Origin of the sequence: Prosthecobacter sp. (assembly GCF_044222345.1) — a bacterium.
In the GTDB taxonomy this organism is placed as follows: domain Bacteria; phylum Verrucomicrobiota; class Verrucomicrobiia; order Verrucomicrobiales; family Verrucomicrobiaceae; genus Prosthecobacter.
Window position 1 is genome coordinate 1 of sequence record NZ_JBGANL010000006.1, and the last position, 20,978, is coordinate 20,978.

Annotated in this window: 25 protein-coding genes; 9 read left to right on the forward strand and 16 right to left on the reverse strand. The window is 57.3% G+C overall.

All coding sequences use genetic code 11. From position 1 onward, the window contains the following. Window positions 1-372: DUF1501 domain-containing protein (locus ACILSL_RS05210; protein ID WP_395730945.1), on the forward strand; the 372-nt coding region annotated here is incomplete at its 5' end. Between the two features lie 88 nt (window positions 373-460). Here ACILSL_RS05210 and ACILSL_RS05215 read toward each other — a convergent pair. Continuing rightward, complete coding sequence (locus ACILSL_RS05215; protein WP_395730946.1) at window positions 461-1,549, reverse strand: hypothetical protein; 1,089 nt, start codon at window positions 1,547-1,549, stop codon at window positions 461-463. Between the two features lie 277 nt (window positions 1,550-1,826). On the opposite strand from ACILSL_RS05215, the gene xseB reads away from it, so the two are divergent. The 3 genes from xseB to ACILSL_RS05230 all read left to right on the forward strand — a co-directional run bounded on the left by xseB (window position 1,827) and on the right by ACILSL_RS05230 (window position 5,652). Continuing rightward, on the forward strand, window positions 1,827-2,174 hold the full coding sequence (gene xseB / locus ACILSL_RS05220; RefSeq protein ID WP_395730947.1) for an exodeoxyribonuclease VII small subunit: 348 nt from the start codon (window positions 1,827-1,829) through the stop codon (window positions 2,172-2,174). Window positions 2,175-2,178: 4 nt separating this feature from the next. Next, a complete protein-coding gene (dxs, locus tag ACILSL_RS05225) occupies window positions 2,179-4,071 on the forward strand; it encodes a 1-deoxy-D-xylulose-5-phosphate synthase (protein ID WP_395730948.1) in 1,893 nt (630 codons plus the stop codon). Between the two features lie 363 nt (window positions 4,072-4,434). Continuing rightward, the gene (locus ACILSL_RS05230; protein ID WP_395731062.1) at window positions 4,435-5,652 is read left to right on the forward strand and encodes an SUMF1/EgtB/PvdO family nonheme iron enzyme; all 1,218 of its coding nucleotides are present in this window, start codon (window positions 4,435-4,437) and stop codon (window positions 5,650-5,652) included. A gap of 38 nt (window positions 5,653-5,690) precedes the next feature. On the opposite strand, the gene ACILSL_RS05235 is transcribed toward ACILSL_RS05230, so the two are convergent. The 3 genes from ACILSL_RS05235 to scpB all read right to left on the reverse strand — a co-directional run bounded on the left by ACILSL_RS05235 (window position 5,691) and on the right by scpB (window position 8,199). Continuing rightward, window positions 5,691-6,281 carry a CAP domain-containing protein gene (locus tag ACILSL_RS05235; RefSeq protein ID WP_395730949.1) on the reverse strand — a complete coding sequence of 197 codons (591 nt, stop codon included), beginning with the start codon at window positions 6,279-6,281 and terminating at the stop codon, window positions 5,691-5,693. A gap of 110 nt (window positions 6,282-6,391) precedes the next feature. Further along, a complete protein-coding gene (gene pheA, locus ACILSL_RS05240) occupies window positions 6,392-7,477 on the reverse strand; it encodes a chorismate mutase (RefSeq protein ID WP_395730950.1) in 1,086 nt (361 codons plus the stop codon). Between the two features lie 20 nt (window positions 7,478-7,497). After that, the gene (gene scpB, locus ACILSL_RS05245; protein WP_395730951.1) at window positions 7,498-8,199 is read right to left on the reverse strand and encodes an SMC-Scp complex subunit ScpB; all 702 of its coding nucleotides are present in this window, start codon (window positions 8,197-8,199) and stop codon (window positions 7,498-7,500) included. 92 nt (window positions 8,200-8,291) lie between these two features. Between scpB and ACILSL_RS05250 the strand changes: the two genes are divergently transcribed. Next, window positions 8,292-9,446, forward strand: a complete 1,155-nt coding sequence (locus ACILSL_RS05250) for a hypothetical protein (RefSeq protein ID WP_395730952.1) — start codon at window positions 8,292-8,294, stop codon at window positions 9,444-9,446. Window positions 9,447-9,454: 8 nt separating this feature from the next. On the opposite strand, the gene ACILSL_RS05255 is transcribed toward ACILSL_RS05250, so the two are convergent. Together ACILSL_RS05255 and ACILSL_RS05260 are read right to left on the reverse strand one after the other, a co-directional pair. Then, the gene (locus ACILSL_RS05255) at window positions 9,455-9,868 is read right to left on the reverse strand and encodes a cupin domain-containing protein (RefSeq protein ID WP_395730953.1); all 414 of its coding nucleotides are present in this window, start codon (window positions 9,866-9,868) and stop codon (window positions 9,455-9,457) included. A gap of 74 nt (window positions 9,869-9,942) precedes the next feature. Then, window positions 9,943-10,203, reverse strand: a complete 261-nt coding sequence (locus ACILSL_RS05260) for a hypothetical protein (protein ID WP_395730954.1) — start codon at window positions 10,201-10,203, stop codon at window positions 9,943-9,945. Window positions 10,204-10,253: 50 nt separating this feature from the next. On the opposite strand from ACILSL_RS05260, the gene ACILSL_RS05265 reads away from it, so the two are divergent. Beyond that, window positions 10,254-11,216, forward strand: a complete 963-nt coding sequence (locus ACILSL_RS05265; RefSeq protein WP_395730955.1) for a phosphoglycerate dehydrogenase — start codon at window positions 10,254-10,256, stop codon at window positions 11,214-11,216. 15 nt (window positions 11,217-11,231) lie between these two features. Here the strand turns inward: ACILSL_RS05265 and radC are convergent, their stop codons facing one another. The 9 genes from radC to ACILSL_RS05310 form a co-directional block, all read right to left on the reverse strand. Beyond that, a complete protein-coding gene (radC, locus tag ACILSL_RS05270) occupies window positions 11,232-11,927 on the reverse strand; it encodes a RadC family protein (RefSeq protein ID WP_395730956.1) in 696 nt (231 codons plus the stop codon). Window positions 11,928-11,962: 35 nt separating this feature from the next. Next, window positions 11,963-12,973 carry a polyprenyl synthetase family protein gene (locus ACILSL_RS05275; RefSeq protein ID WP_395730957.1) on the reverse strand — a complete coding sequence of 337 codons (1,011 nt, stop codon included), beginning with the start codon at window positions 12,971-12,973 and terminating at the stop codon, window positions 11,963-11,965. 98 nt (window positions 12,974-13,071) lie between these two features. Further along, on the reverse strand, window positions 13,072-13,692 hold the full coding sequence (locus ACILSL_RS05280; RefSeq protein WP_395730958.1) for an N-acetylmuramoyl-L-alanine amidase: 621 nt from the start codon (window positions 13,690-13,692) through the stop codon (window positions 13,072-13,074). A 5-nt stretch (window positions 13,693-13,697) separates the two neighbouring features. Next, complete coding sequence (locus ACILSL_RS05285) at window positions 13,698-13,961, reverse strand: LysM peptidoglycan-binding domain-containing protein (RefSeq protein ID WP_395730959.1); 264 nt, start codon at window positions 13,959-13,961, stop codon at window positions 13,698-13,700. Between the two features lie 277 nt (window positions 13,962-14,238). Continuing rightward, window positions 14,239-14,646, reverse strand: coding sequence for a hypothetical protein (locus ACILSL_RS05290; protein ID WP_395730960.1), 408 nt, complete (start codon window positions 14,644-14,646; stop codon window positions 14,239-14,241). A 177-nt stretch (window positions 14,647-14,823) separates the two neighbouring features. Continuing rightward, window positions 14,824-15,249, reverse strand: coding sequence for a type II secretion system protein (locus tag ACILSL_RS05295; RefSeq protein ID WP_395730961.1), 426 nt, complete (start codon window positions 15,247-15,249; stop codon window positions 14,824-14,826). A 147-nt stretch (window positions 15,250-15,396) separates the two neighbouring features. After that, a complete protein-coding gene (locus ACILSL_RS05300; protein WP_395730962.1) occupies window positions 15,397-16,131 on the reverse strand; it encodes a TlyA family RNA methyltransferase in 735 nt (244 codons plus the stop codon). Window positions 16,132-16,142: 11 nt separating this feature from the next. Continuing rightward, the gene (locus ACILSL_RS05305) at window positions 16,143-16,712 is read right to left on the reverse strand and encodes a hypothetical protein (RefSeq protein ID WP_395730963.1); all 570 of its coding nucleotides are present in this window, start codon (window positions 16,710-16,712) and stop codon (window positions 16,143-16,145) included. 47 nt (window positions 16,713-16,759) lie between these two features. Next, entirely contained in the window at window positions 16,760-17,470 is a 711-nt protein-coding gene (locus ACILSL_RS05310; protein ID WP_395730964.1) for a hypothetical protein, read from the reverse strand. 492 nt (window positions 17,471-17,962) lie between these two features. Here ACILSL_RS05310 and ACILSL_RS05315 point away from each other — a divergent pair, with 492 nt between their 5' ends. The 3 genes from ACILSL_RS05315 (at window position 17,963) to ACILSL_RS05325 (ending at window position 20,351) form a co-directional block, all read left to right on the forward strand. Continuing rightward, complete coding sequence (locus tag ACILSL_RS05315) at window positions 17,963-18,235, forward strand: hypothetical protein (RefSeq protein WP_395730965.1); 273 nt, start codon at window positions 17,963-17,965, stop codon at window positions 18,233-18,235. Between the two features lie 89 nt (window positions 18,236-18,324). Further along, window positions 18,325-19,584, forward strand: a complete 1,260-nt coding sequence (locus ACILSL_RS05320; RefSeq protein WP_395730966.1) for an MFS transporter — start codon at window positions 18,325-18,327, stop codon at window positions 19,582-19,584. Then, a complete protein-coding gene (locus ACILSL_RS05325; RefSeq protein WP_395730967.1) occupies window positions 19,581-20,351 on the forward strand; it encodes a carbon-nitrogen family hydrolase in 771 nt (256 codons plus the stop codon). The genes ACILSL_RS05320 and ACILSL_RS05325 overlap by 4 nt, the downstream gene beginning before the upstream one ends. Here ACILSL_RS05325 and gmk read toward each other — a convergent pair whose 3' ends face one another. After that, window positions 20,352-20,954: a guanylate kinase gene (gmk, locus tag ACILSL_RS05330; protein ID WP_395730968.1), complete on the reverse strand. Its 603-nt coding sequence runs from the start codon at window positions 20,952-20,954 to the stop codon at window positions 20,352-20,354. Between the last annotated feature and the right edge of the window lie 24 nt (window positions 20,955-20,978).

The window sequence follows — 20,978 nt, forward strand, 5'->3', positions numbered from 1 at the left end:
TCCACCATGGACAGCGTCTTCGCCGCCTTGATCGAAGACCTTGTCTCCAACGGCTTGTTTGAATCCACGATGATCGTCATGGGTTCCGAATTCGGCCGCACACCGGACATCAACGAAAATGATGGCCGCGACCACTACCCGCTTGCTTACTCCACTGTCTTCGCAGGCGGCGGCGTCAAGGGCGGCTTCGTCTATGGTTCCACCGACAAGGAAGGCCGTCGTGTCGCTGACAAGCAGTGCACACCGCAGGACTTCCAGGCCACCATCGGCCATGCCATGGGCCTTCCCGTGGATGAAGTGGTCATGTCCCCCTCCAACCGTCCGTTCACGGTCGGCGACAAGGGCGTTCCTGTCCTCGACATCTTCGCGTAACCAATCGCAGGATCATCTCCTCAATGAGAACACCCGGTCGCAAGACCGGGTGTTTTTTTATGGGGGCTTGTCTTGCATCACCAGCGGCTTACGCACGTCGGCGTGGGACATGCAGCAAAGCGGCCCCTAGGATCAAGAGCAACAGACCGCCAGGCTCAGGCACCGGTATGACGGAAGTGATGGAAAAATTAAAGTCGTCAAAGCTTTGGATGTAGCTCACCGCACCATTGTCCAGACTCCCCCCGCGTAAATCCCACTGCAGGCCGGTGATTGCGCCACTGATTAGCCCAAGACTTTGACTGTTGAGTACGCCAACGCTGCTTCCCAGCATTGCACTTCCGTCATTAAAGGCGCTTATGCCGAGAGTTGCGGTGCTGTTCAGTGTATCCAGCGCCACGGTGATTTCAGACCAGCCCAGCGTGCCCATTTGATAGACCGTCGTCTGCCAGGCGCCGCCAATCATGCGGTACTGCAGGAAATTGTCGCCAGTGTACCCCACTTCAAACACGGGCTGATTGGCAGCATCCAGCAGCGACAGCCCCATCATATTGCCGGTGTCCGGGTCATCCCAGTCGGAGGGCTTGACCCAAAACGACATTTCCACCTGCAGTCCCGCAGTATTTGCGGGAGTAATCCCATCAAAATCGCGCGCATCCATGCTGTATCGGTAGCTGAAGCTTTGATCCGAAGCCATCAGGTTCAGGGTCTGCGCCCCGGAGTGCGGCATTGTATTGCGGTAAGCGACGATCTGATTCCGATCATACTGACTCCCATAGTAGTAGGGAGCCGTGGCATCTTCATACAGCCTGCCTCCAGAAAGCACCTGCCACAGGCCCGTGCCGTCGGCAATGTCCGCCGCCCCGCCCCCCGGGCCAGAATTGTTGGTGCCATACTGACCCGCATTATATCGTGTGACGTCAGGTCCGTTGGTACCGTCCCCCAAAGAGTTGGGGTAGGCTCCCAGCGGCACCACACCCGTGTAGCCATTGGCTGAGGTGTTGTTGAGATAGAACTGGGCATCCCCGGCTACATACGCCGACAAAATTTGCCCGCTCATGGGGATGCGATAGCCATCTTGTTCTTCGAAACTGCCCAAATAGGCAAGCGCGTCGTGGGACCAGAACATGGAACCAACGACGCATGCATAGAGACGAAATCGGCGTTCGAGAATCTTCACGGTCTAAATGTTAATTTATGACAAGTGAATATAAATTCAATAATTATTGCGTTATACCATAACTTGAAGGAGGCTGAGGTGATGGCTTTGCATCGCTTCAACAGGCTCGGAGGTCAAAACCAAGCATATGCCGCTTCACCGAGCATCATTCTGAGTTCCCGCCTCTGCCGTAGGTAGACCAATTGACTTTAATGCACGGCTTTTCCTGCTTGCGACCTCCTATGAAGCCCGGATAATAACCGCCCTTCCGTGCCTCCTTGGCCAGTGATAAACACACATGAGCAAACCCAGCCCCAAGTCCGACGAACCCTCCTTTGAAGACGCCATGCAGCGCTTGGATGAGATCGTGGCAGGCATGGAGGACGGCCAGCTTTCCCTGGAGGAAATGATTTCCAGCTACGAAGACGGGGTACGACTTCTTAAACTCTGTCGTCAGCGCATCGATGGTGCCCGCCGTCGTGTGGATTTGATCAGCGCCGATCTGGAAGGTGGCAAAGCCTCGCTCAGTTCATTTGACGATGCCGCTGATAACGACGAGAGCGCCGAAGACACCGAAAAACTCCGCTCCCCCGCACGCCGCCGTAAAACCGCCGAGCCTGAAGGTGGCGAAATTCGACTTTTTTAGACCTGTGGACACCCAACTGCCTGCCATCAACTCTCCTGCTGACCTCAAAGCCCTGCCGCTGGAGAAACTGCCCGAACTTGCGGAGAAAATTCGCCAGACTCTCATCGAGACCCTCAGCCAGACCGGCGGCCACCTCGGCCCGAATCTCGGTGTCGTGGAACTCAGCATCGCCCTGCATCGGGTTTTCGACACCCCCAAAGACCGCTTTGTTTTCGACGTCGCACACCAAGGCTACGTGCACAAAATGCTCACCGGTCGCTGGGACCGCATTCACACCATCCGCCAGCATGACGGCCTGAACGGTTTCCTCCTTCGGAGCGAAAGTGAACACGACTGCTACGGTGCAGGCCACGCAGGCACAGCCCTCTCCGCCGCCCTTGGCATGGCCACCGGGCGCGATCTCGCCGGTGGCGATGAAAACGTCATCTGCGTGGCTGGAGACGCCGCCTTCACCTGCGGCCCGGTATTCGAAGCGATGAACAACGTTGCTGCGCACACCAAGCGCCTTATCGTCGTGCTCAACGACAACGAGTGGTCCATCGACCGCAACGTCGGTGCCATTGCGAAGTACTTCAATTCCATCGCCACGCATCCAGCGTACGCGAACCTGCATCAGAAAGCCAGCAAACTGCTTGAGTTCGTGCTCGGGGAGGACGCACGCCGCATCGCCAAGAAGGTCGAAGACCATGCCAAAAACATCCTTCTGCCACAAAGCCAGACACCTTCCAACCGCAGCTCCCTGTTCGACGAATTCGGCATCCGCTACTACGGCCCCATTGACGGGCACAACATCCCCCTGCTCATCCAGACCTTCGAGTTCCTCAAGACTCAGGATGAACCGGTGATCCTGCACATCATCACCGAGAAAGGCCGCGGCTATACCCCTGCCCTGAACGATCCCGGCAAATTCCACGGTCTCGGCAAATACACCATCGAGACAGGCGAGACTCCCAGCAGCGACAAGCCCACCTACTCCCAGGTCTTCGCCCGCAGCGTCACCGACTTCGCCAAGGCCGACAAAAGTATCGTGGCCATCACCGGTGCCATGCCCGGTGGCACAGGCCTGAGTGTCTTCAAAAAGGAAATCCCAGAGCGCTATTTCGATGTCGGCATCGCCGAAGAGCATGCCGCTCTCTTTGCCTGCGGCCTCGCCACTCGTGGCCTGAAGCCCTTCCTCACCATTTACTCCACCTTCATGCAGCGCGCGTTCGACATGATCGTGCATGACATGGCCGTCCAAAACCTCCCCGTCCGTCTCTGCATGGATCGTGGCGGTCTCAGCGGGGATGACGGTCCCACGCATCATGGTCTCTTCGACATCGCCTACCTCCGTGGCATCCCGGGCATTGTCCATATGCAGCCGCGCAATGAGGATGAATTTGTGGACATGCTGTGGACCATGGCCTGCTACGAGAGCGGCCCCATCGCCATTCGTTACCCGCGCGGTAACGGCCCCGGCATCATGCCCAAGGACAAGCCCGTCCGCCTCGAGATCGGCAAGGCCGAAGTCATTGCCGATGGCAGCGACGTCGCCCTCATTGCCCTTGGCGATATGTTCCCCATCGCTGAAGCCGCTAAAATTGAGCTCGAAGCCAAAGGCCTCTCCGTCGCCCTCATCAATCCACGCTGGATCAAACCCCTCGACATGGACTGCATCTCATCCTTCGCTAGAAAAGTGAAGGTCGTCTGCACCCTTGAGGACCACGTTCTGCGCAATGGATTCGGTACCGGCGTCATCGAACAGCTGAGTGACGCTGGAATTCATACTCCTGTTGTCCGCATCGGCTGGCCCGACCAGTTCATCGAGCACGGTACTCCGTCAGTCCTCCGCAAAAAACACGGCCTCAGCGTCGAGAACACCGTTGCGAAAGTGCTGGCTCAGTTGGCTTCGAAATAACCTTGTCGCATCTCATGCCATTGTTCGAAGAACATGGCATAAGTCATAAACCTGAGTGGAGTCTTTCCACCTCAGGGCTCAGGTTCATTTATGAATAATAATTCAGGTGAATAAATCGGGTGGAAACCCGAATCTGTCAAAGATGACATTGACGCTTCACCCACCTCTGCATGCCTCCTTGAATGCGGTGGGAAATCTGACTGGTTTTTATGCTGTTGCGCACGTTCACAAAAAGAGGGCGGCAGATTTCTTTCCGAACCAATCCCCTTACTCACCGCCACATCTTCTCAAGATGATGAAAAAGCTTTTTCTGAGCTAAAAATGACAAGCGACATAGAAAGCATAGAAGATAGACCGCGATACATGGGAGTAAAAAAGTTTCCCGCGACTTTCAGGCAGGATGAACTGCCCTCGATAACGAACAGGCCGTTCTACACGCGGCCCTCGGCTCCCAACCAACGGTATCGGCCTGCTCAAAAATGGCTCATAGGAACGGGTTTTTTCATTGCTGTCACTTGCGGCTATCTTCTCGGCCTCAACCGTCCCCCTCCCGGATCTCCGCCCGTTCGAACAACTCGGGCAACTCCGACGGTCCAGACAGTTCCACTCGTTCAGGCAGCTCGGTCAGTTCACACAACTCCCCCCGTTCAGACAGCACCAACAACTGAGCCTTGTCTAGGTGATACACTTGTTGTCCCGGACTTGCCGATCGCAGCGCCCGCATCACCGCCTGACACGAGCCTTGAGACAGAGTTCGTGGCGCTTCAGGGAGGTGAGCACGTCATGGGAGATTCCTTGGATGGATTGAAGGATGCACGGCCTCATCAGGTCAGGCTGGCACCATTCACGATGGCAAAATATGAAACGACTATGAAGCTTTGGGACGAGGTCATGCTTTGGGGGCGGGAACATGGCTATCCAGATCTTCCGGCTGGCAATGGCAAAGCGCAGAACCATCCTGTTTATGGCGTCTCCTGGGGAGACGCTGTAAAGTGGTGCAACGCGCTCAGCGAAAAAGAAGGCCTCACTCCTTGCTACTATACCACCGCCACCAAGCAGAACATCGCACGCAAAGGCAGGGTGGACATCGGCAACCAGCATGTGAACTGGGAGGCCAATGGGTACCGCCTGCCCACGGAGGCCGAGTGGGAGTTTGCAGCCCGGGGTGGTCTTGCAGGCAAACGTTTTCCCTGGGGCAATGACATCACCCATGAGCAAGCCAACTACCATGGCTCATCCCTCGTCGAGTATGACAAATGTCAGCGTGAAGGAACAGCGCCCGCGCTGATGAGCAGCAAACCGTACACCGCTGTTGTCGGCAGTTTTCAGCCCAACGGATTCGGCCTTTATGACATGGCTGGCAACGTGGCCGAGTGGTGCTGGGATTTTTACGATCCAAGTTACGGAACTCAGATGCAGGCGCTGGACAACCCCCATGGTCTCAGCAAGGGCCAAAACTGCATCGTCAGAGGAGGCAGCTGGCGGCACACGGCCGCTGAAGCCCGCTGCGCGAGTCGTTTCAACCTGCCTGGTGAGCTTGCTTCAACATACGTCGGCTTTCGGGTCGTGCGCTGCCGCTGAGACGCCCGTCTTAGGCAACAGGTCACTGCCCATAATCTTCAGGGAACCACCGATGCGAAATTCTGCGTGGCATAGACATGAAATTTCGGACAGGTGCAGGCATGAACGCCGCAGCCTAAAAAGAGAAGATTGCGGTTCAGAATATTCGCCCGGTGGCCCGGAGAGTTCATCCACAACTTCACCATCTCATCTGCAAAGGCGAGGTAAGTGAGGCCGTTCGTGGTGCGCATGGCGATGTTTTCAGCGCGCTCGCCACTTTTCAGCCCCTTGGCCTCCATGCGCTGCCAGGCGGTGCGTTTGGAAGGATCATTCGGATTCTCGTGAGAAAAGAAATTCTCCAAGGCCATGTCTCGCGAGTGCTCATAGGCACTCGCCGTCAGCACTCGCGAAGTTTGGAACATCGGCAGCTTGTGCTTCTCCCGCTCCGTGTTGGTAACAAAGAAAATCGCCGCATTGAGCAGGCCAACATCCATCTCGGCACGATCCATCACCTTCAACACAGGCGGATGCAGGCGAAACGTGGCAGAATTAAATCGCTCATAGTCCGCAAACGTCCAAGGCGCGGACTGCACCGTGTCCGCAGCACCCAGCGGCAGTGTTAAAAAAAACAGGAGCGAGATCAAGCGCATCAAGGCTGAAGAAAGTCAGGAGTGTCCTGAAGGCAACCGGATGAAGCTTTCCAGCCTAGAACCCGGTGAAATTCAAAATACAATACCACCGAGACAGTCACGAGGGATCATCACCGCTCCTCTACCCAGCCCGGAGCCGGATAGCTGCCGAGGATCTTCACCTGAACAGCGATGCCTTCGACTTCAAGAGCGGTGATGGCCTGCTTCAGCGTGGCATCGGAATGATGGCCGCTGATTTCAAGGAAGAAGCGGGCCTGAGCACCGCTGGTGGTAGGACGATTTTCGATCTGGCGGACGTTGACGTTGCGTGAGGCAAAGACCTGCAGGACTTCCATGAGTGCTCCCACGCGATCCTTGGAATGGATCATGAGCATCGTGTTGTCATTGCCTGAGGGCGGACCTGAGCGGCGACCGAGGATGATGAAGCGCGTCTGGGTGGTGTATTCACGCGGCGAAGTGGCGATGACGCGAAGATCGTGCAGTTCAGCGCTCAGCGGGGTGCCCAGAGCAGCCACAGCGGGATTCTGCGCCGCGAGGGTGGCCGCAGCGCTGGAACTGGCTGACTCGATCAGTTGTGCCCCGGGAAAGCTCTGCATGAGCCAGGGGCGGCAATGCACAAGCATCTGCGCCCGGCCATGGATCTCGGTGATGGTGCTGTTCGGCCCCTGCGCCATGACGGCGGCATCGGCCTTCCACAAAATCTCGGCGTAGATCTGCAACGCGCTGTCGGCCAGATGATCCAGCGTGTGATGCACCGCGCCTTCCGTCGAATGCTCAATGGGCAGCACACCATAGTCGGCGGTCTGCGCGGCCACTCGGCCAAAGACACCTTCAGTACTGGCTTCCGCGAGGTATTCCACGCAGTGGCCAAACTTGTTCACTGCGGCCTGATGTGTCCACGAGCCCGTGGGCCCCAGGTAGGCGATTTTGAGGCTGTCTTCCAAAGCGAGCGCTGCGCTCATGATCTCGCGGTAGATGGCACGGATCGCCCGCTCAGTCAGACGACCATTTTGCGCACGGTTGATCTCCGCCAGCTTGCGCAGCAGTTTGTCTTCGCGACCCGGCACATAGATGTCGAGATCATCCTTGCGTTTGATCTCGCCAACGGCATGCACCAATTCGGCGCGCTCGTTGAGCAGACGCAGCAGCTGCTGATCGATGCTGTCGATCTTGTTGCGGACTTCTTCGAGGGACATGAACCGCAGGAGAAAAAAGGTTAAGACTCATCCGCCGCAGGCGTGACGGGAGCCAGGGAGAGCTGACGTTCCTGCGGATGATCGGCAGCCGCCGCACTTTCTTCGGCGGTCGGCAGTTTCACCCGGCGAAGCTCGGAGGCGTTGGGCATGTCGTCGAGACTGCGCACGCCGAAATGATCGAGGAAAGCCTCCGTGGTGCCATACAGGAGCGGACGGCCCGGCAGATCGGCCCGGCCTTCGATTTTCATCAACCCGCGGTCAATGAGTTGCTGCACCATCGCATCCACCGAAACACCGCGCACCGCTTCGATGCCGGCTTTCGTGATCGGCTGGCGGTAGGCCACGATGGCAAGAGTCTCCAGCGCGGGCTGGCTCAGGCGCTGCACTTTTTTGCCGGGATAAAGTGCACGGCACCATTCGGCATACTCGCCACGGGCGGCGATTCGCCAGCCGTTCGCACGCTCGACGAGGGTGAATGCATGCTTCTCCGCTGCATAGCGGGCGATCAGTTCGTCCAAACTCGCACGTACCTGCTCCTCAGTCGTGGCAGCCAATGGGGCAACCCACTCCGGGATCTGGATCTGCCCCCCCTCTGCGACGGACTCACTGGCGGCATCGCAAATATCCTTGGCCGTCTCTTTGACGGCGGCACACATCTGCGGCACACCCAAGGGCTCCTGGGTGGCAAAAAGAAGGGCTTCGACGATCGAGATCAATTCCATGGCGCGGACAGACAACCTCAAGCGAGCCAGAGGGGAGAGTCAAGCTGTGCCTTAGCCTTGACACTCCCGCCAAGCCCGCTCTCTCATGCTCCATGGCCATATGTCTCACCCCTGCCATTATCCGTGGTGAAATCGATAACACCACCCGCGACAACGTGCGTGGCAAGCTGTGGCTGCTCGGTCGGGAAGATCCCGTGATCATCGACCTGAGAGGAAATGCCTGGCGCGACGTCGCTGGCTGCAAAATTACCTTCACCAACCCCAATCCCTCAGCGAGGACTGCCTCCGCCTTACAGCCAAAGCAGAAGGGCCATGTCGGCGATATCACAGCCTGCCACAAAGTGGAGCGCGGGACAGCTCATGCGCTTTACATCGAATGGTTCTCTGAGGAGAACGGACGTGTATTCATTGAGGGCACGGATTTTCAGGTCAGCATCTCCGCTTGGGTCTGGGAAATGGACGAGGCGGAGGAGGAAGCGCAAAAAATGAGCAACCTGCAAGCCATGCGGGAATGGCTGGCCGACATCATCCAGCGCCCCGAGCCGAAGAAGGAGGACGATGAGGAATTCGATGCCAGTGAGGAATCCTGGGAAGACTCACTCAAGCTGTCTGACCGCCTTACAGATGCGAACATGGAGGCAATCGAAAAATACGGTGTCGATGGCCTGCAGGATGACCGCATCGCCTATGTCATGGGCTGGGATCACATGCTGGACGGCAGCCGCGAACTCGAACCTGATGATGATGATTCAGAAGGTGAAGCCTGGAAAGAGGGCCAAGAAGTGCTGCCTGAACTGGACGGAATCGAGAACGAACTCGATGACCAAGCCTTCTCCGACTTCCTGGAAGAAGAGAGCGAGCGTGAAGCCCACCCGCTGCAAACCATGGCCCATGACTTCGTCTTGCGACTTCTGAGCGAGATCAAAGAGGAGCGCGCTGAAAACGCAGCAAAGAGTGATGGCAGCACAGCGCTCGACCGTTTCATCCGCAACTCGATGAACATCAGCGGCAAGCTGGCTGGAGCGCTTGGCACGCAGGATTTTGGCGGTTCCTTCCAAACCGGCCATACGCTCGCGATTCTACGCCGTTGCCTCAACTGGGCTAACGACGCCTTCGCCGCATTGAACGAACTGATGGAGGCACCCGAGTGGAAGGACCGGCAAGATTTGTTCAACGACTTCCGAACCGAACTCTTCGCCATTCGTGACGGCATCAACGATCTGCGCAAACAACTGCGCGCTGAATAGGCGCAGGGCTACTTCCGCAGGGATTTCCAAGGCTCTTCCTCACTGTGATCGACGAGGCCGGGCTCATCCGCCTTGGCCGGGGAAAGAATGGCTAGGAAGACGAGCATTTCGTCTCCCACATTCCAGGTACCGTGAATTTCCCCCATGGGAATAAAAGCCGTGTCACCAGGGCCGAGAATTTTCTTCTGCTGGCCGACCCACTGCTCGGCCTTGCCTGAAAGGATGTAGATCATCTCCTCCCGGGTGGGGTGCGAGTGGAAGGGATGACTGCGCCCCGGCTCCATGTTGGCCCGCACCATCATGAGGTGCTTGTTGTTCACGATGTCGCTGCGGCAGATCCACTCCTCGAGTGTCCAGGGAGATTGGAAGTCGATTTTTTCGGTGGCTGTGACGAAACGGCGGTTGGCGATGGCATCGGACATGGTTCCGAGATCCTAGCGCGATGAAATCCCCACGGCAAGCCGGGCGATCCACCTCCGGCTATCCGTTTTGCCACTCAATACGTGAACAAATCCTTCACGCCCCAGGGGCGCTCGATCTCTATGCCCTTCTGTTTGATGAGGAGATTCAGTGCGTCTGCCATGCGCTGTTTCATGTGCTTGGTCAGGCGGCGGCCTTTGCGGGCGCGCTGCACGGCTTTGTGGGTCATGGGCTCGGTACTGGCCGCCACCAAGGCGTGATTTCCCAGTTCATGCTCGGTCATGATCCCGTCCAGAGGCTGTACGCCCATGTTGCGCTCGATTTCGTCTTGTCCCATGATCACCCTCTCATTCCACAAACCGTCATCTGCAATCTGAATTCCCAGCCATGCGCATCCTTCTCACCACCACCAGCTATCAGGACACCCCCGGCGAACACCACGAGCTGCTCGCCGCTCAGGGCTACGAAGTACACCGTGAGCGCGGCCCCCTCCCCGAAAGCCGCATGCTGGAGCTGGCAGGTGAATTTGACGCCTTCCTCTGCGGCGACGACGAAATCACCCGCGCCGTTTTGGACAAATCCCTGCCTCGCCTGCGGGTGATCTCAAAATACGGCATCGGTTTGGACAAGATCGACGTGGCGGCCTGCACGGAGAAAAAGCTGCCCGTGCTTTTCACCCCCGGCGTGAATCACACCACCGTGGCCGAGCACACCTTCTGCCTGCTGCTCGCCCTGGTGCGTAATCTCGTCGATTCCGCCAACTCCGTGCGCAACGGCCAGTGGAAGCGTGTCACCGGCCATGAAATCTGGAACAAGACCATCGGCATCGTCGGCCTGGGCCGTATCGGTCAGGAAGTGGCCAAACGTGCCGCCGCCTTCGGCATGAAGATTCATGCCATGGACCTGCCACAGTACTGGCCCAAGGCTTTTGCCGACGAGTTCAGCGTCACTCAACATGAAAAGATTGAGACCATGCTGCCGCACTTGGACGTGCTGAGTCTGCACGCCAACCTGAGCGAAAGCACCCGCAACCTCATCAATGCTGAACGTTTGAAGCTCGCAAAGCCCGAGCTGCTCGTCGTTAACACCTCCCGTGCCGAGCTCGTCCATATGGCCGACATGATCGCCGCGCTGGACGCAGGCAAAGTCGGCGGCTACGGCACCGACGTGCTCGACATCGAGCCCCCGCCTGAGGACCACCCGCTGCTCAAGCACCCCAAGGCCCTCATCACGCCTCACATTGGCTCACGCACCTACGAAAGCGTTCCCCGCCAGGCCATGCGTGCCACCCTGAACCTCGTGAATTATCTCAAGGGAGAGAAGGACGTGATTCAGGCGAACAAGTGGTGATCTCAATCAGCAGAGTTACAGCATCCCATGCTCCTTGAAGCTGAAGTAAGGCAGCGGGCGTGATTCAGCAGGGGTACCGATGATGAGGTGGTCCTGGAGAAACAGCCCGGTGGCCTCAGAAGCTTCGCGGAGACGGCGGGTGATGCGTCGGTCAGCCTCACTCGGTGAGGGATCACCGGAGGGATGGTTATGCACCAAGACAAAGGCGAAGGCGTTATGGATGAGCACCTTCCGCAACAGATCGCGCGGATGAGCAACGCATTCGTTCAGGCTGCCCTTGAACGCCTCTTCACTGCGCATGACAGCGAGCTTGGTGTTGAGTAAAATGATGCGTACAGACTCATGACCGAGAGCCTGCATCTCAGGTCCGATGTAGTCGTAGATGCGCTGCGGACGGTCGAGGATGACCTCCGTATGCGATGGCTCCTGCGCAGATCGGCGGCCAAGCTCAAAAGCAGCGGCGAGCAGGGCGGTTTTCGCAGGGCCCAGGGCTTTGATCTTTCTCAAGATGGCAGGTTCCAGACGGGAAAGATCGCGCAGGGATTTGTAGTCACGCAGGATTCGCTGCCCGATCTGCAGGGCGTTTTCTCCCTTCGTGCCGGTGTTGATGAAAAGAGCGAGCAGTTCTGCATCTGACAGAGCCTGAGGGCCGAGGCGAAGCAACCGCTCACGCGGGCGGTCATTTTCCGGAATGTCGTGGATGCGGCTCATGAATCGGTGCTCACTTCACACGACTGTAGAAAAAATCAATGAATCGCCCGGCACTGATCCAGCAGGCTGTGCAAATAACCCACAATGTCTTCGAGCGCCTGTTTGTGCGGCGAAGCCCCAAGGCAGACCAGATCAGAGCGGGCCTCCAGCAGCATGTTTTGTGCGAACTTGACCGCACGCTCCACAGCTCCTTCATAGTCAGCGATGCCGGCGAGAATGGTGGTGTCCATGGGCTCACCTTTGAGCAGCATGCGGTTGAGCTTTTGCTTCTGCGCCTCCGTGGCTCCTTCAAGGAGATACAGGATGGGCAGCGTGAGCTTGCCGCGTGCGAGATCGGTGCGGAGCGTTTTACCAACCGTTTTTTCGTCGCCGACAATGTCGAGGCAATCGTCGTAGATCTGGTAGGCGGTGCCGAGTTTGAGGCCGTAGTCTTTCAATGCCGCCTGCACGGATTCGGGCTGCTGGTTGAGACGGGCGCCCAGTTCACTGGCGGCGGCGAAGAGCGCAGCCGTCTTCATCTCGATCATCTTGAGATAATCGGTGACGGAGAGATTGAAATCAAAGCGGCGCTGGGTTTGCAGGATTTCACCAGTGCAGACATCACGCGAGGCACGGGCGATGGTGCGGCAGACATGCGTGTCTTCAAACTCCGTGGCAAGCTCGAGCGCGTAGGCAAAGAGGCTGTCACCCAGCAGGACGCTGAGACTGCTGCCCCATTTGGCGACGGCGGTGGGCTGGGCGCGGCGAATATCCGCACCATCCATGATGTCATCATGAACCAAGGAGGCGATGTGGACGAGTTCGAGAATGACGGAGAGGCGCGTGTGCCCTTCGTGCGTACCACCCGTGGCGCCGCCGGCGAGCACGGCCAAAGCAGGGCGGATGCGCTTCCCCGAAGTTTTGCAGACGTAGCTCACATAGCCTTCGACACCGGGATCAAATGCACGTGCTTGTTCGAGGATGGCCGTTTCCACACGTTCCAAGTCTGCCCGCACGAGGTGAAACGGGAAAACAGGATTGCTGGCGCTGAGGGCTGGGGCTGACATGGAATCTGGCTCATTCCATCCACCACGGCAGGGGCTTCGTCAAATGCCACTCAGAAGCCTCGCAAAGGTGAACTTTCAAAAGAAATGAAAGCCGGGCTTCACTTCTTGCGCCGGGCGGCCAGGAGTCCGCTTACGATCGCATCTGCAAGCTTCTGCCGGTGAGCAGGATCTGCGCAGCGCAGGGACTCGCGCTTGTTGCTGAGATAACCGCATTCGATGAGCACCGCTGGCATCTGGGTTTCTCGCAGCACTTTATAGCTGGCCTGAAAAACACCGCGAGTTCCACCGGGAATTTTGCTTTTGATCGAACGACTGATGGCTGTGGCGAACCCTTTGCCGCGAGAACTGCGGTAATACACCTCCCCACCCGAGATGATGGTTTTGCGGCTGCCATTGAAATGAATGCTGACAAAGACCGACGAGGGGACGCGATTGGCGATCCGCGCCCGTTGTCCAAGTTCAACAAAGGTGTCCGTGCGCCGCGTCATGACGGTTTTCAGGCCTTTCAATTGCAGCGCCGTTTCGACGCGCTTCGCGACATCTAGGCAGAGCTTTTTTTCGACCAACCCATTCCAGACGGAACCGCCATCTTTGCCCCCATGGCCTGCATCAATCACCACCGTGGAAAAACGCAGCTTCTCCCCTGCCACACCAACCGCCGCACCTCCCACGAACAGCGCCAGGCAGAAAGCAGCGATGCGTGAGGGGTGAGAATACACGACCGCTAGGGAATTTTGAGCGTTCTACCCGCACGGATCTTGTCGGAAGACAGCCCGTTTGCAGCCTTGAGCTTCGCCACAGTCGTGCCATTCCTGCGGGCGATGGCCCCCAGATTGTCACCGCTCTTGATGGTGTATGAACCGCCTTTACGGGAGCTCTTGCTCCCGGAACTCTTGGCGCCGGATTTGGATTTGGAAGAGCTTTTTTTCTTGGAAGCACTGCGGGAGGAAGAACCGCCATGAGAGGAACGCCAGGAAGAGTAGTCCATGCCAGCCCCCTGCCCACCCTCGGCAGCCCAGTCACTTTTGTAATCACCGTTGGCCGCAAATGGATAATCTGCATGCCCCAAACTGTGTGGCGGCGTGTCCGGTGATCCATGCAAATTGATGACCGGCAGGTCTTTGGGCAGCCCCTTGATGTGTGCTGAATTTTCACATGCTGCCAGCAATAGCAGCGGTAAAAACAGACAAGCTTTAAGCATCAATGGCGTGCAAGGGTTCATGCTAGAGTATTATGCGTCACTTTCGCCCCGTTTCGTGCAGGAATCAATTCGCCGCATGAAAACGACTGATGCGCTGTTTGACCCGAGGGATGCCATTCTTGTCCTTCACGAAAACAATGGTGCGCTCATGATAATACCCTGCTCCGCTGGCTGGAAGGCTGTAACGCCAGTTGGCAACATCTGCACCGGGGTCATTGCCCTCCATGGGGTTTCTGATTGTATTGAAAACAGTTCTGCCATCCATGCCGGGTCTCACCAGCGAGAAATTTCTTTCCGAAAATCCCATGGAGTAGCGCGTGCCTGTGGAGCCGATATGGAACACCGCATTGATGGAGTCAGGGACTGAATAACCGTATTTGACGGTGCAAAAAACAACCATCAGCGCCGGGATAAGGATGATCACGGCCGGGGTGAAGAAATACCAGTTCTTTTTAACGAATGCAGAATTCATGAAGCTCTTATGCTGGTGGAAACGATGGCTTCAGGCAAGGTAAAACAGCTGGCAAATCAAGACTGCGCAGAGTGCAGCTTGCGGCAAAAACCACCAGTCTTGTTCTGCGCGAGGATTGAGCCACCGGCCATGTTCGCTACAGGCAGAATCGTGATCTTGATCCTGCTGCTGCGCTTGTTACAGACGCTGGTCTCCTGGTGGAGCGGTCATTGCTGTCGTCGTATACAGCAATTGACCATCTCGCACGCGAAGGTATTTCGCGGCTCCTTGGATGTCTTCATCACTGAGGCCTGGCACCATAAAGACCCGACCACGCATCGCCCCGCGGACAGACATGCCGCCACGCACAATGGCACGCACAGTATCGATCACACTCTCGTCCTGCACAAAATTCACCTCTGCCGCCTGCGCCATCATGCAGGTTGAGCACAGCTCCTGCGCATTGCGGCGGTCACGAGCTGCGTAAGCGGTATCATGGTGGCCCAGCATCGGCACCAACATTCCAACCATCACCCCAATAATGGCGATAAACATCAAGACCTCAAAAAGACTGAACGCCGGACAAGCTCGGCGTTGATTGGATTTGTAGGCGTGGTTTTTCATGGCCGCTTGTATTTATGATGGTAAATTGTGATAATTATTGCAAAGTTGCAACCTTAAATTGTCAATTTTTGATCAAAGCGTCGAATAAGAGTCTCATTTTTGATAGAACCAGGGCATAATGACACTCATTTAAAAACACCCCTTGGTTCACTGCTTGCCAAACCAAGCCAAAAACTCGCGATTGCCTTCCGTTCCTTGGATGGCGGACTCAACCAAGCCCCGCCATTCCAGTTCTGGCTGCGACTTCACAAACTCTTCAATTCGTGAACAGGCTTTGGCATGCAGTTCTGGTTCACGCACAATGCCCCCCTTGCCAATCTCCTCACGTGAGAGCTCAAACTGAGGTTTGATCAAAACCAATGCCTGACCACCCGAACGCAGCGCTTGCAACACCGCAGGCAGGACCAAGGTGAGGGAAATAAAAGAAAGATCGGCCACCAGGATATCCACCTCCTGGCCTATGTCTTCACGGCGCATGTGCCGGAGATTGAACTGTTCCCGTGATACCACTCGTGGATCACTGCGCAGTTTCCAGGCGAGTTGATTGGTGCCGACATCGAAGGCAAAGACTTTCACAGCACCGCGCTGCAACAGACAATCGGTGAATCCCCCTGTGGAGGCACCTACATCCAGCGCGATCATGCCCGTCACATCAATGCCGAAATGGACCAGCGCACCTTCGAGCTTCAAACCACCACGGCTGACAAACCTGGGACGCTCACGAACGACGATCTCCTGGAGATCAGCGACCAGCCAGCCCGGCTGGGTGATGCGCTTGCCCATGACACTGACCTCACCTGCCATGATCAGCCGTTTGGCCTGTTCACGTGAGGGCACGATGCCGAGCTTCAGCAAGGCCAGATCAAGACGTTCACGCGGCATCTGGAGAATCTTTATTTCCGAATCGGCAGAATCAACTCGTCGCCAGCTTCAATGCGAACACCCGGGAGCGAGGCGGTATTGTCAACATCAACGACGGCTTCTGCGGCTTCAATGGTTTCACCCACAATCACACGGCCTACCAGCCCATTGCCGCGTCGCACATCAAATTTCATACCGGCGGTCAGTTGTTTGTCCTTTCCGGCGGAGATCACGGCAAAGCCCTGGTCATTGTGGACTTCAATGACTTTCGCGAAGGCAGGCATGCCCAAAAGCTGCTTTTGCAGATCTGTCAAAGGCGCCGCAGCGGCGGCCGGTGAACCATAGGTGGGCGGGGTTCCTGGCATCAGATCACTGCCGGCCAAAGGCGGCACTCGTGCAGCCGGCACTTCCGGCGGTGGCGGCAAATTGGTCACTGTGTCAGGTTTCGCGGGCATGGCCATTTCATGGGCGGCCTGCTGCCTGCGCACCAGTTCGAGTTCTTTGCGTGCTCCTTTGGCCTCCTCCTGTGCTTCCCAGGCCAGATAACCGGTGATGGCGAGCAGAATGATCGTGAGAGCCAGGGCATAATGTGAAAGACGCATCCTGTATGCTAGACGCAAGCTTAGCTCGGATCAACCCCCTCTCACCTTCAGCGCAGCAGTCCCAGCAGTTCACGCATCCGCAGCTCGATGTTGAGCAGGCTGGCCTGCACGCCGGCCAGCCACTCCATGTCCGCACCTTGAGGATGCTGCTGCACCAGCTTGTCCGTCGCATTCAAAGCCGCTGCAAAGAGGGGGAGACTTTGTTCAAGATCGACCACCAAAAACTGCCATTGATCTTTTTCCGACTGGGCAAACTGACGCAGGACATGGATGAGATGCGCGGCCAGATCCGCCACCGTGGAAAGCAGACGCAGGACCGCCGGGCGGGTGCGCACCTCCTCATTGAAGACGAGCAAGCTTTGAAAGCGTCGCAGTTCCTTGGCCAGGGCAGCAGAGCGCGCCACAGGATTTAGATCACTGCTCCCCTGCGCTTTGCCGGGTGTTTGACGGGGCGGCACGGGATCACGCTTGATTGAGGCGAAAGGATCACTGCCTGGTTTGGCAGGCTGAAAAGGGTCGTCAAAACCGGGGCTGTGCAAAGCATCGACGGATTTTGAATTGCGGCTGGTACCAAGCAGGAAATGCTTCCGCCGGGCACGGTTCTGTCGCAACAAGGCGGCCTCCTCCTCCTTAGTCAGTTGCCAGCGTGGCGACGAGACACGCATCTGCAAATGCCAGGACTGAATCAGAATGCGCTGGTGATCCTGATTGAACCACTCAAAGAAAAGCAGGTTTTTCAGCCCGGGCGGCTCAGGCAAAGTACAGACTGTCCCAGATTGAGATCTTCGGCGTGGGAGTTTCAACACGCGGGAGGAGGCTGTCATCAAACCGCTGTATCCATGCTGCATGGCCGAGATGGCATCCACATGGTCCTCATTGGCATTAGGAAGCGGATTATGAAAATCAACCCGGCAGCCGGCAATATCGCGCAGGAAATTACCCACTAATTCTACTCGAACGGACTGATTCTGACCTGCAAGATGAAACATGCCCGTAACCAAGCCTGGTACTTCGTTGGAAAGGTACCCGCCGAGGATGGATGATTCGAGGCAAATAATCATTAATTGTCATATAAACTAGAGGTCAGTGATGGGTGTCGCAAGCAGACATGCCTTCAATAAAGCAAAAATTACCCTTGGATTGGCCTGCCCCATTTATTGTGGAACTGTGGCAAGATTGCTGCTTGTTCCACAGCTCATGTGATGTTACGGCCCAGTTCCCCAAAACCTAAATACCAATAAAAACATACCATGAAAGACCTCGTCTACCTCAGCCGCGCCTTCGTTGAATTCGGCCCCTTCGCCAAAAAAGAAATCCTCGATTTCCAAAAGCGCGGGATCCTCACTGAAACTGATTACCTCCGCGATGAAGGCAGTGACAGCTGGGTTCACTACCAGGAATGGATGACTGTGGCCCCGACGCCAGCTCCAAAACCGGTCAAGAAGACCGCTGAGAAGGCTCCTGCAGCCAAGGCTCCTGCTGCCAAGGCCCCTGCTGCCAAGAAATCCAAGAAAGCCGCGTGATGCGGGAGCGAGGTGCGCAGCGCCTTGGCTGTTTGCGATCTCTGGTCTGATGAGCGTCCAGCCTCTGTGCTGGACGCGCATCGTTGTTCATGCGAATAGCCCGCGTGAATGAAGCCGATGCCATCACCTCCCGGACCTTGCGCAACGAACTGTGGCGCTCGATCCCCTCAGGGGTCATCGACACCCTGACCGCCACCTTTGGCATGCTCATCGCCGTGAGGGTGTTTCACATGGGCGATGTGGCGAAGTCCGTCTTTCTCAGCGCCACCAGTGGTGGCATGGTGGCCAGCTTGTTTGTGGTTCCACTTCTGCTGCGGGCCAAAAGCACGATCGCGCGCACAGCCGCAAAAGTGCAGTTGCTGGGCGGTGGCTGCATGGCCGTTTCTGCGGCGTTTCCACACAGCCCTGTTCTCTACATTGGCGGTCTGAGCCTGGGCCTGTTCTGCCTGACCATGCAGATCCCTTTGATGACGCAGATCTACCGCATCAATTACCCTGCCGACAAGCGAGGCAAGCTCTATGCGGTCACTGGGGTCACACGGGCGGCGGCAGCCGTGTGCTTCGGCTTTGTGGGCGGCAAACTTCTCGGATGGGACATTGAGAACTATACCTGGCTGTTGTGGTCCTTCGCCGCCAGCAGCTTCATTTCAGGCTTTTGGACCTATGGTCTGCCAGTCACAGCGTGGGAAGCGCCGGAAAATTCCAGCACCAGCCTCTGGAGCTCCATGCGCTGGGTGCGTGAGGACCGCGATTTCCGCACGCTGCTCATCTCCTGGATGATGATGGGCATTGGCAATCTCGCTGCCGCATGCCTGTTCGTCGAATACCTTGCCAATCCGCGCCACGGCATCAACCTGAGCGAATTCAATGTCGCCTGGATCACCGGGGTGGTTCCGGTGCTGGCCCGCGTCGTCTTTTCTTACCCCTGGGGGCTGGTATATGATCGCTTTCACCTCTTCACTGTGCGTGCAGTGCTGAACGTCTTCTTTGCTGCTGGCATCCTGTGTTTCTTCCTTGGACACAGCCTCTTCTGGTGGACCTTCGGCATGGCCTTGTGGGGCATGGCCAATGCGGGAGGAAATGTCACCTGGGCGCTCTGGGTCACCAAGCTTGCTGACAAACATGCCGTCGCCGAGTACATGAGCGTGCACACCTTTCTCACCGGCGTGCGCGGCCTCATTGCCCCTTCCCTGGCTTTCGCCATGATCAAGGTCATGTCGTTTGACACTTTCGCCATCGTCTGCGGTCTTACCATTCTTTCTGCCAGCGGCTTCATCGGCGTTCGCGCCCGTAGCAATTCGGAATCCACTGATCGTCTCCGTCCAGGTGCCCGCAAAGAACGCCTATGAATGTCCACCTCGTCCAAATCAATTCCGTCTGGGAAGACCGCGCTGCCAATCACACCAAGGCGCGCCAGTTGATCGCCAGTGCCTGTCCGCAGCCCGGATCGCTCATCATCCTGCCGGAGACCTTCTCCACCGGCTTCAGCATGAACCTCTCAGCCACCGCCGAGCCAACGAATGGCCCCACTGAGCAATTCCTCCGCGAAATGGCCGCGCAATACCAAAGCTGCGTCATCGGTGGAGTGGTGACCTCCTCCGATGAGGGGCGAGGCATGAACCAAGCACTCGCTATCGCCCCGGACGGCAGCGTCCTTGCCCGCTATACCAAAAATCACCCCTTCAGCCTGGGTGGCGAAGACCGGGCCCACCTTGCAGGCACCGAAGTCAGCCTCTTTGAATGGCAGGGCCTGCGCATCGCTCCGCTCATCTGCTATGATCTTCGTTTTCCCGAACTCGCGCGCAGTGCCATCCGCGCCGGAGCCGAGGTGCTGGTCTTCATCGCCGCCTGGCCGGTGAAACGCATCCAACACTGGATCACGCTTCTTCAGGCACGCGCCATCGAAAACCTCGCCTACGTCGTCGGCGTCAACCGTTGCGGCACCGATCCTGAGTTTACCTACACGGGACGCAGCCTCGTTGTCGATCCCCACGGTCTCATCATCGCTGACGCCGCCGAGCAGGAACGTGTCATCAGTACTCAGATTGATCCAGCCGTCCTCCGCGACTGGCGCAGTCAGTTCCCTGCCCTCAGAGACGCCGGCATCCCGTCATGATCACCACAGGCTGGTCCGCATCCGCCCGGCTTCAAGGATGGCATCAAACCGTCGTGCATCATTTTCCCGCGTACCACTGACGAGCACGTAGCCATATTTGCGCCAGTGCTCCATCTCTGCTGCAGCGTTCTGCATGCGCAGTTCAAACGCCGCCGCGTCCTCCGTGGCACGGCCAGAGAGGCGGTTGCGCAACTCCTCCAAGCTCGGCGGCAGCACGAAAATCTCCAGCAGGCAGCGCTTCACCAGTTCGTCCTCGCAGGCGCGCACCTGCATCGCTCCCTGCACGTCGATGTCCATGATCACATCCACCCCGCGTTGAAGGTTCTCATACACGTAGCTCTTGAGCGTGCCATAGAGCCGGCCATGCACCCGGGCGTATTCAAACAGCTCCCCTCGCTCCACCCGCGCCAGAAAATCAGACTCGGTCAGGAAATAATAGTCCTTCCCGTCCACTTCACCCGCCCTGGGGGCACGTGTGGTGCAGGAAACGGAAAAGACCGCCTCGCCGCGATCGCACACCTTCCGCGCCAGCGTCGTTTTGCCGGTGCCCGACGGCCCCGAAACGATGATCAACTGCCCAAGACGCTGTTTTGAAAAATCCATCCTGCCGAATACCCACGCCGACCC